The 10,104-nt window shown below is 67.2% G+C and carries 10 protein-coding genes; 8 read left to right on the forward strand and 2 right to left on the reverse strand.

Annotated features, from left to right (window positions below):
* The 8 genes from ACTHL9_RS14530 to ACTHL9_RS14565 all read left to right on the forward strand — a co-directional run.
* A partial coding sequence (locus ACTHL9_RS14530; protein ID WP_440520002.1) for a hypothetical protein occupies positions 1 to 204 on the forward strand: 204 nt, incomplete at its 5' end.
* Positions 205 to 228: 24 nt separating this feature from the next.
* Positions 229 to 1,545 (forward strand): MFS transporter, encoded by a 1,317-nt coding sequence (locus tag ACTHL9_RS14535; protein WP_440520003.1) that lies wholly within the window; start codon positions 229 to 231, stop codon positions 1,543 to 1,545.
* 344 nt (positions 1,546 to 1,889) lie between these two features.
* The gene (locus ACTHL9_RS14540) at positions 1,890 to 2,906 is read left to right on the forward strand and encodes a LacI family DNA-binding transcriptional regulator (RefSeq protein ID WP_440520010.1); all 1,017 of its coding nucleotides are present in this window, start codon (positions 1,890 to 1,892) and stop codon (positions 2,904 to 2,906) included.
* 115 nt (positions 2,907 to 3,021) lie between these two features.
* Positions 3,022 to 4,320, forward strand: a complete 1,299-nt coding sequence (locus ACTHL9_RS14545; RefSeq protein WP_440520004.1) for a sugar ABC transporter substrate-binding protein — start codon at positions 3,022 to 3,024, stop codon at positions 4,318 to 4,320.
* A 2-nt stretch (positions 4,321 to 4,322) separates the two neighbouring features.
* A complete protein-coding gene (locus ACTHL9_RS14550) occupies positions 4,323 to 5,273 on the forward strand; it encodes a carbohydrate ABC transporter permease (protein WP_440520005.1) in 951 nt (316 codons plus the stop codon).
* 143 nt (positions 5,274 to 5,416) lie between these two features.
* A complete protein-coding gene (locus ACTHL9_RS14555; protein WP_440520011.1) occupies positions 5,417 to 6,208 on the forward strand; it encodes a carbohydrate ABC transporter permease in 792 nt (263 codons plus the stop codon).
* A 2-nt stretch (positions 6,209 to 6,210) separates the two neighbouring features.
* A complete protein-coding gene (locus tag ACTHL9_RS14560) occupies positions 6,211 to 7,095 on the forward strand; it encodes a PfkB family carbohydrate kinase (RefSeq protein WP_440520006.1) in 885 nt (294 codons plus the stop codon).
* Positions 7,092 to 8,519 (forward strand): glycoside hydrolase family 32 protein, encoded by a 1,428-nt coding sequence (locus tag ACTHL9_RS14565; RefSeq protein ID WP_440520007.1) that lies wholly within the window; start codon positions 7,092 to 7,094, stop codon positions 8,517 to 8,519. The genes ACTHL9_RS14560 and ACTHL9_RS14565 overlap by 4 nt, the downstream gene beginning before the upstream one ends.
* Here ACTHL9_RS14565 and ACTHL9_RS14570 read toward each other — a convergent pair.
* Together ACTHL9_RS14570 and ACTHL9_RS14575 are read right to left on the reverse strand one after the other, a co-directional pair.
* Complete coding sequence (locus tag ACTHL9_RS14570; protein WP_440520008.1) at positions 8,516 to 9,169, reverse strand: LuxR C-terminal-related transcriptional regulator; 654 nt, start codon at positions 9,167 to 9,169, stop codon at positions 8,516 to 8,518. The genes ACTHL9_RS14565 and ACTHL9_RS14570 overlap by 4 nt on opposite strands.
* Positions 9,157 to 10,104: sensor histidine kinase (locus ACTHL9_RS14575; protein WP_440520009.1), on the reverse strand; the 948-nt coding region annotated here is incomplete at its 5' end. The genes ACTHL9_RS14570 and ACTHL9_RS14575, both read right to left, overlap by 13 nt.

Genomic DNA, 10,104 nt, shown 5'->3' on the forward strand with positions numbered 1-10,104 from the left:
GATCACGCACTCCGCGACGATCACGCAGTCCGCGACGCCGGGGTGTCAGTCCGGGTCGACCCGGTGGGCGGCGACACGGCGCTCGGGCGTCGTCAGGTCCACGTCCGTGTCCTCGGCGGTGCGACGGTCGTCCGCCTGCCCGCCGTCGTGCGCTCACCCGAGCGGAAGCTCACTGGTGTTCAGAAGCTCGCTAGCATTCAATAGAGCCTCAACGACGAGGAAGCGCACGTGATTTCCATCATCAAAGGAGCCCCTACGGTGGGCACCGCCACTACTTATTCGCGCCGCGAGATCCGCTTCATTCTGACCTTCGCGCTGCTCGGGACGCTTTTCGACGGGGCCGAGCTGAATCTCATCGGCTATCCGCTTGTGTATATCTCTGGAAGCCTGCACGTCTCGACCATTGCGCTGGTCACCGTCGCAACGGTCCAGGGCTTCGCCTCGATTCTTGGCGGGTTCGTCTTCGGAACTCTCGGGGACACGCTGGGACGCCGTCGCACGTTTGCGATTTCCGTCGTCGCCTTTGGCCTCGCCGCCCTTCTCGGTGGCCTCGCCGTCAATTACGAGATGTTCATGGCCACCCGTGTCCTGGCCGGCGTCGGCATGGGCGGCCTCTTCGGGCTCTCCTTTTCAATGTTCACGGAATGCTGGCAGACCGCAAAGCGCGGGACTATGGGCGGGATTATCCAGGCCATGTATTTCGCGGGGGAGATCCTCACCGAGGGCATTATCTTCCTTTTCCTCACGCTCCTTGGCCACGATTTCGGATGGCGCGCGGGGTACGTGGCGATCGGGGTGGTGAGCACCGTCATCGGCTTCGCCTCGCTCAAGCTCCTGCCGGAATCGAAGCAGTGGCTCGCGTATCAGCAGCACCTCAAGGCCGGCACGCTTCCCGCGGAGTTGCGCCGTACCAAAGTCCCGGTCATTGACATCTTCAAGCCGCAATTCGTGGTCGGCACGGTCCTGTTCATGGTCCTTTCGACGGCAATGTTCCTTACCACGAATTCCGTGGGCGCCTACCTCTCGACCTACCTGCTCACCACGCAGAAGCTCTCGCTCGACACGGTCAGCCTCATCGTCCTGATCGGCTACGTCGCGACGATCATCGCGTACACCCTCACTGGCCTGATCTCGGACGCCGTGCGCCGCAAGTATGCCTTCACGCTCGCCTCCGCCGTAGGGACCATCGGGTTCGTCTGGTTCCTCTGGCTCCTGGTCACCGGCTCCGCTCACGTCGGCGCCGACTTCTGGGCCTGGCCCACCTTCTGGGCGCTCATGCTCTGCGCCGGTGCGGCCGGAGGCTTCGGGGTGCTGGGCGTGTGGATGTCCGAATTCTTCCCCACTCGCGTCCGCTCGACCGGCTCGAGCGCGAGCTACTACGTGGGCCGCGGCCTCGGCGCCGGGATCTTCCCGCTCTTCGCCCTGAGCCTTGCCGGAACCGTGCCGTTCGCACTGGCGCTGGGCATCATCGGGCCGGTCGCCGGGCTCGTGTTCTCGGTCATTGCGCCTGACCGGACTGGTAGGGCCATCGCGGACCTCGAATAGCTGCCTTCGCCGATGAGCCGGTGCTCGGACAAACTGTCCGGACACCGGCTCTCTGGCGTCATCACAGTTTCGGGTGCAGATACTCACCCGTTTTTCCCGTTCGGGTGCAGATACCCACCCATTTTTCCCGTTTCGGGTGCAGAAAGTATCTGTACCCGAAACGTGGATGGAGGGGGGAGTTGGCGTACCCGAGACGGCCTAGGGACCCGACTTCGGCGGCGGGCGGCCCGACATCGGCGGCAGGGGGCCCGACCTCGGCGGCGGGGGTTGACTTTGCAAAACGGTTTGCCTCACACTGTGAAGCACGACATACAAAACGTTTTGGAACGGAAGGGGTGAGCGAGATGGCCAAGGTCGGGATCCGCGACGTATCGAAGGCCGCGGGAGTCTCCGTCACGACCGTCTCGCACGCCCTCAGCGAGACGCACCAGTCCCGCGTCAACCCCGAAACGCGTCAACACGTCCGTGAGGTCGCAGCCAGGCTTGGCTACGCGCCGAATCGGCTCGCGAGCGGCCTGCGCAACCAGCGCTCGTACCTGCTCGGCCTCGTGAGCGACGAGATCGCGAGCACCCCCTTCGCGGGCGAGATGATCCTCGGCGCTCAGGACGCCGCCTATGAGCGGGGATGGCTGCTGATGCTCGTGGACAGCGGCAGAAACCGGGCGCTTGAGGAGAAGCAGGTGAATACCCTCCTCCAGCATCAGGTGGACGGCATCGTCTACGCGAAGATGTACCACCAGCAGGCCGATGTTCCAGCTGGCACCACTGGCGTTCCTGTGGTGTTGCTGGACGCCTTCGACGCCGGCGGGAGGTTCTCCTCGGTGGTGCCCGACGAAGTCGCCGCGGCACGCACCGCGGTGAAGGAACTGATCGATGCAGGGCACCGGCGGATCGGCTTCATCAACAACAGGGACGGCATCCCTGCGGCGCGCGGGCGCCTCCAGGGTTACCGCGAAACCCTCGCCGCGGCGGGCATCGAGTACGACGACGACCTCGTCACCCACGAGGTGCCAGAGGTTGGCGGTGGCCGGGCCGGGGCGCAGAAGCTCCTGGGCCTGGCCGAAAGACCCACAGCATTGTTCTGCTTCCACGACCGCCAAGCGTTCGGCGCCTATGAGGTCGCAGCGTCGAAGGGGCTCACCATCCCCGACGACCTGTCCGTGGTGAGCATCGACAACTTCGAGATCATCGCGGACGGGCTCTGGCCAGGCCTGACCTCGGTAGCCCTCCCGCACTACGACATGGGCCGCTGGGCCGTCAGCCGGCTTCTCGACGAGATCGAGAATCCCGACGCCGAACCGGCCCAGATCCGCTTCGAGTGCCCGATCGTCCGACGAGGCTCGGTCGCACGGCCTCGCTGAGAACACCAAATAGTCGGGTGCGGCTGCTGCAACAGCCGCACCCGAACGGATCCACCCATCCCCATCCACCCACGAAGTTCGCCAGAAATTCGAAAGACAGAAGGAATTACGCGTTATGAAAACTGCGCTCAAGCGGGTCCTGGCTGCCAGTGTAGCTGCGGTCGCCATCGGCGGAAGCCTGGCCGCCTGCGGTTCTGGAAGCGGCAGCGGCGGTTCGGGCGACGGCGCCAACGGCACCCTGACCCTGTGGACGCACAATGCCGGCAACGCCGCCGAACTTGCAGCCGACCAGTCGCTCGTGGACGCGTTCAACGCGAGCCAGAGCAAGGTCAAGATCAAGGTGCAGGCGTTCCCGCAGGACTCGTACAACAACTCGGTCGTTTCTGCCGCGGCGGCGCACAAGCTCCCGTGCCTCGTGGACATCGACGAGCCGAACGTGCCGAACTGGGCCTGGTCGAAGTACCTCCAGCCGCTCAACCTCAGCGCCGACCTCTCGCAGAACCTGCCTTCGACCATCGGCAAGTGGAACGGACAGACCTATTCCGTGGGCCTGTACGACGTGGCCTTGGCGATGTTCGCCCGCAAGTCCGATCTTCAGGCCCCCGGCGTCCGCGTCCCGACCATCGAGAAGCCCTGGACCAAGGACGAATTCAACTCAGCCCTCGCCTCCCTGAAGAAGCTCGGAAAGTGGGACTACCCGCTGGACCTCGGAACGGCGGGTACGGGCGAATGGCTCCCGTACGGCTACTCGCCGCTCCTTCAGTCCTTCGGCGGGGACCTGATCAACCGGACGGACTACCAGACGGCGGACGGCGCATTGAACGGCGACAAGGCCGTGGCGTGGGCGCAGTGGTTCCGCGGGCTCGTCACGCAGGGCTACATCGCGCAGAAGAGCGGCCAGGATTCCACGAAGGACTTCCTCAACGGCAAGAGCGCGATCGTCTACACCGGCTCGTGGGCCGCTGACCAGGCCCGCAAGGCCCTCGGCGACGACCTCGTGGTCCTGCCGGTTCCGGACCTCGGGGCTGGGCCGAAGATCGGCGGCGGCTCCTGGCAGTGGGGCGTGACCACCGGCTGCCAGAATTCCCAGGCCGCCATGGACTTCCTGTCCTTTATGCTCAAGCCCGAGAACGTCGCCAAGGTAGCCTCCGCCACCGGCACCATTCCTGCCACGCAGGCCGCGGCATCCCTCATGCCCGACTACGCGGCCAATGGCGCTGACAGCATCTTCCGCGAATTCTCCAAGAACTACGCCGTGATGCGTCCTGAGACCCCGGCCTATCCGTTCATTGCCACGGAATTCGGCAAGACGGTTCAGGACATCCTCTCGGGCGGCGACGCCAAGTCCTCCCTGGACAATGCGGTCAAGAACATCGACGACAACATCAAGTCGAACAACGGGTACAAGAGCTGATCATGGCTGTCAATCAATCCCTCGATCGCGTTGCGGTGCGGCAGCAGCGGAAGCCGGCGTCCGCGCGGCGCTCGGGCGCCGTCCGCCGCCGCGAGCAGGCGCTGGGCTGGGCGATGCTCGCCCCGGCGGTCCTCCTCCTGATCCTGTTCGTCGTGGTGCCGGCCCTGCTCGCCTTCGGCTTGGCCTTCACCAATGCCCGGCTGTTGGCGCCGTACGCGCCGTCGTTCGTTGGCATGGACAACTTTGTGCGTCTCTTCCAAGACGAGACGTTCTGGCACTCACTGCTCAACGTGGCCTATTTCGCGGTCGTCGTGGTGCCCCTGCAGTCCGGAGTTGCCCTGGGTATGGCGCTGCTGATCAACGTCAAGGTCCGCGGGGTGAACTTCTTCCGGACGCTCTACTTCCTCCCGGTCGTCACGTCGATGGTGGTCGTCTCACTCCTGTGGCTGTTCATCTACCGGCAGGACGGGCTGCTGAACGAGATCATCGCGAGGGTCACTTTCGGCCTTGTCCACGGCCCGGACTGGCTCAACAACACCTCGACGGCGATGCCGGCCATCATCCTCATGTCCGTGTGGCAGGCTGCAGGCTTCCACATGATCATCTGGCTCTCCGGCCTGCAGACGATTCCGGCCGACCTCTATGAGGCCGCGGCGATCGACGGCGTGAGCGGGTGGCAGCGGTTCCGCTTCATCACCTGGCCGAGCCTGCGGCCTACGCGGAACCTGATCCTCGTCACGATCACGATCCAGGCGCTGAGCCTCTTCACCCAGATCAACGTCATGACGCAGGGCGGACCGCTCGACTCAACGAGCACCATCGTGTTCCAGGCCGTGCGGGCCGGATTCCAGCAGCAGGAGACCTCGTACGCCTCCGCGATCTCCCTCGTCTTCTTCGTCCTCGTGCTCATCGTCTCCGGCGTTCAGCGCTACCTCACCCGAGAGAAGTCCTGACCATGGCCACCATCCAAGTCGACCCAACCGCCGTCGGCCGCCCCGCCAAGTCCGCCACGCGAGGCCTGCGCCCCGGAACCGGGATCTGGGGCTGGATCCTCCGCATCGCGCTCGCGATCGTGTTCAGCTTCCCGCTCCTGTTCATGTTCGTCTCCTCGCTCAAGCCGGATCAGCAGATCTTCGGCGACCTGTCGTCGATCGCGGCGTTCCTCCCGGTCGGACACCTCTCGTTCGACAACTACGGTGCCGTGTTCGACCGCGTCCCGGCGGCCCGCTTCCTCATCAACTCGGTGGGCGTCTCGGTGGTCACCGTGGTGCTCGGCGTGATCATCAACTCGATGGCCGCGTTCGCGCTTTCGCGCATGCGGGTCCGCGGCAAGGCCGTGATCCTCACGCTCATCATCGCCACGCTCATCGTGCCGTTCGAGACACTCGCCCTCCCGCTCGTGTGGTGGGTCAACCAGCTCCCATGGCTCCAGTTCGACGGCTTCAACCTCACCCTGACAACGGGCTGGCTCGACACGTATCGGGTGCAGATCGTGCCGTTCATCGCCAACGCGTTCTCGGTCTACCTCTTCCACCAGTACTTCGAGTCCATCCCGAAGGAGCTCGACGAGGCCGCCCGCGTGGACGGCGCCAGCTGGTTCACGATCTACCGCAAGGTGGTCATGCCGCTCTCGGGCCCGGCCATCGCCACCGTCGCGATCCTCACCTTCCTGCCCGCCTGGAATTCGTACCTGTGGCCGCTCATGGTCGTCCAGAGCGAGGAGCTGCGTCCGGTGATGATCGGCGTGCAGTACTTCTTCCAGCTCAACGTCTCGTGGGGCCAGGTCATGGCGTACACGTCGATCATCACGCTGCCCGTGGTAGCGCTGTTCGTCGCCTTCCAGCGGGCGTTCGTGAACAGCATCGCCTCAAGCGGGGTGAAGGGGTGAGCGTGCTGGTTATTGGCGAGGCGCTCACCGACACGATCTGTAGGCGAGACGGACGGCGTGAGCATCCGGGCGGCTCGCCCGCGAACGTCGCGCTCGGCCTCGCGCGGCTCGGTGTGCCGACGTCGTTCCTCACCGCGCTCGGCCGGGACGCGCGCGGCGAGGCGATCGCCGCCCGGCTGGCGGGGGCTGGCGTCGAGATCCTGCCGGAATCGTGGTCGCTCGCCGCCACCTCCACCGCCACTGCGGAGATCACGGACGACGGCGCCGCGCACTACGAGTTCGACCTCGCCTGGGAGCTTCCCGCCGAGGTCGCGCTTCCGGCGGCGGACCACGTCCACGTGGGCTCGGTCGCGGCGTTCCTCTCGCCAGGCGCCGACCGGGTCGAGGACATCGTTCGGACGCTTCGCCCGCACGCGACCATCAGCTTCGACCCCAACATTCGCCCCGCCCTCGTCGGACCGTCCTCTGAAGCGCGGAAACGGTTCGAGCGGCTCGCGGCTCTGGCCGACGTCGTCAAGCTCAGCGACGAGGACGCGCAGTATCTGTACCCGAGACTCGAGGCGGGCGAAGCGGCAGGTGCGATTCTGGCGCTCGGTCCGCGCGTCGTCGCCCTCACGTTCGGCGGGCGGGGTTCGCTGCTCGTCTCCGCCAGCGGCAGCGTGGAGATCGAGACCGTCCAGACGACAGTCGTCGACACCGTGGGCGCGGGCGACAGCTACATGTCCGCACTGCTCCACGTCCTCCTCGCAGCGGGCCGGCCGCGCCTCGAGCCCTCGGACTCGGACGAGCTGGCTGCCGCCGGCACCTACGCCGCCCGAGCTGCCGCCATCACCGTTTCGAGGGCTGGCGCTGAGCCGCCTGCCCTCCTTGAAGAACTGAGCCGATGACCTCCACCACCACGCGCGACCGCTACCGGCCGCGCCTGCACTACACGCCTGCCCGGAACTGGATCAACGACCCGAACGGGCTTGTCTTCCACCGCGGCATCTACCACCTCTTCTACCAGCACAACCCGTTCGGGACGGACTGGGGCAACATGTCCTGGGGCCACGCGACCTCTCGCGATCTGCACACGTGGACCGAGCAGCCAGTGGCCATCGCGTGCGACGAGTCCGAGTCGATCTTCTCCGGAAGTGCCGTCGTGGACGAGTCCAATACGTCGGGACTCGGTGACGGCGTGACCCCGCCGATGGTGGCGATCTACACGAGCGCCTACGGGCCGTCGTCGTCCCGGCCCGGCATCCAGGCCCAGTCCCTCGCCTACAGCCTCGACGAGGGCCAGACGTGGACCAAGTACGCGGGCAACCCCGTCCTTGACCGCGGTTCGGCGAACTTCCGCGACCCGAAGGTGTTCCGGTACGAGGGCGCGGCGGGGGCCTCCTGGGTCATGGTCGCCGTCGAGGCGGAGGAGCAGCGGGTACTGCTCTACACGTCGGCGAACCTCATCGACTGGGAATTCCTGAGCGACTTCCGGATGGCGGCCCCCGGGGCCGGGGTGTGGGAGTGTCCCGACCTGTTCGAGCTGCCCGTGGAGGGAGAGCCCGGACGGACCGTGTGGGTACTTGTGGTGAGCACGAACCCGGGCGGCGTGGCCGGCGGGTCGGGGACGCGGTACTTCCTCGGAGAGTTCGACGGCGTGCGTTTCGCCGAGATTCCGGGCACCCAGTCCTGGCTTGACTGGGGTCGCGACTACTACGCGGCCGTCTCGTTCAACGGGTTGCCCGCGGACGACGCCTGGCCCGCCCGCCGCGTGATGATCGGCTGGATGAACAACTGGGACTACGCCGCAGCGACCCCGACCGACGCGTGGCGCAGCGCCATGTCGCTGCCCCGCGAGCTCGCGCTCCGCAGTCTGGACGGACGTTTGCGGCTCGTGCAGCGGCCGGTGGTGCCGCCGTCGTCCGATTCGACTCAGACGAGCAGCCTGGTGCTGCCGCGCGGCGAAGCCTGCCGGGTGCGCGTGAGCGCACCGGCCACAGGCATCTTCGGCGTGCGCTTCAGCTCGGGCGACGGCGACGCCGCGACTCTCGTGGTCGATCCCGCGGCCGGCGAGGTGCGGCTCGACCGGACGTCATCCGGGCTCGTGGACTTCCACGAGAGCTTCGCGTCGGTCGAGCGGGCACCGCTCGACGACGTGGACGGCCGCGTGGAGCTCGACGTCTTCGTCGACGCGTGCTCGCTCGAGGTGTTCGTGCAGGGCGGCCTCGCGACGATCACCGACCTCGTGTTCCCACGGGGCGAGCAACTCGGGATCGAAGTGTTCGCTGACCCTCAGGTGACCGTGGACGCAGTCGAGGTCGGGCGGCTTTAGGCGGGGGCGGGAGCGCGCAGATAGGCGAGGACTGCGAGGACCCTGCGGTGCTCGTCTTCCCCGGCCGCTGCGAGCCCGAGCTTGGCCAGGATGCTGGCGATGTGCGTCTCCACGGTCCGGGCGGTGAGCCAGAGGCGCCGGGCGATGGCCCCGTTGGTCAGGCCCTCGGCCATGAGAGACAGGACCTCGAGCTCGCGGGGCGTGAGCCGGGCGAGGGGATCGGCGGCGTGCCGGCCAGCGATGAGCCGGGAGACGACTTCCGGGTCGAGGGCTGTTCCACCCCGGGCCACCCGGTGCAGAGCTTCGAGGAAGTCCTCGACATCCAGGACGCGGTCCTTGAGTAGGTAGCCGAAGCGGCCGCGCGCCACGAGATCCACGGAGTGCAGCGTCTCGATGTGCTGTGAGAGCAGCAGAATGCCGAGCTCGGGATGGCGTGACCGGATCCGCTTGGCCGCGCGGGCGCCGTCGTCCGTGTGATCCGGTGGCATGCGGACGTCGATGATCACCACGTCGCAGGGGGTGGCCTCGACGACGGACTCGAGCGAAGGCGCGTCGCCGGCCTTCGCGGCGATGTCGAGACCCCGGTCCGTCAGCAGGCTTGCGAGTCCCTCTCGGAAGAGGACAGAGTCCTCGCCGATCACGACGCGCATGGCAGCACCGCCTCGACCAGAGTTCCGGCCTGGACAGGGCTGTGGATGCGCAGCCTGCCGCCTGCCGCGGCGACCCGATCGGCGATTCCGGCTAGTCCTGGGCCGTCCGCCCGGGCCCCGCCGCGCCCGTCGTCGGTGACGCGAACGGTGAGGACTCCGGCGTCTCTTGCCACCTCGACGCCGATCCGCTCGGGGCCCGCGTGCTTGATGGCGTTCGCGACTGCTTCGGCGACGACGAAGTACGCGGTCGTGGCCACGTCGTCGGGGAGTTCGCCGGCACGCACGTCGACCGCGACGGGGATGGGCGAGGAGCGCGTGAGGCCCGCCAGCGCAGGAGCCAGGCCGTCATCGAGACAGCTGGGTCTGAGCCCGTGAGCGAGGGCGCGCAGCTCGGCGACCGCGGTGCCAAGCTCGGCGACCGTCTGATCGAGCAGGCCGTCGACGTCTACGCGGCCGGCCTTGAGGCGTCCCTGGGCGATCCGAAGTGCCATTCCGAGGCTGACGAGGCGCTGCTGCGCGCCGTCGTGCAAGTCCCGCTCGAGGCGCTCCCGCTCGGCGTAGCCAGCCTGCTGGAGTCGTTTTCGACTCGCTTCGGCCTCATGGAGGGACTGGCGCACCTCGATCCTGAGCCGGGTGACCTCGACCAGCAGCGCAGACGCAGCCGCGACCTCGCGCAGGAGTGCGGGACCCGTGTGTGCGGTCCCTTGGATCGATCCGATGGTGCGGCCGTCCAGGACTACCGGAACGGTGGGGTACTCCGCGGAGGCGGGGGGAAGGGGTTCACCGCCCACGCCGATCAGCCCCTCATGCCCCGGGAGGACGAAGCCGAGGCGCAGCGCAGGCTCCCCAAGCCCGGACTGCAGGGCGAGCTCGAGGTCCTCGGGGGCGCCGGCTCCCCGGTGCGTGCGGGAGGCGAGTTGGGCGATCGCCTCGAG

The sequence above is a fragment of the Sinomonas sp. genome, from assembly GCF_051955515.1.
Lineage (GTDB): Bacteria > Actinomycetota > Actinomycetes > Actinomycetales > Micrococcaceae > Sinomonas.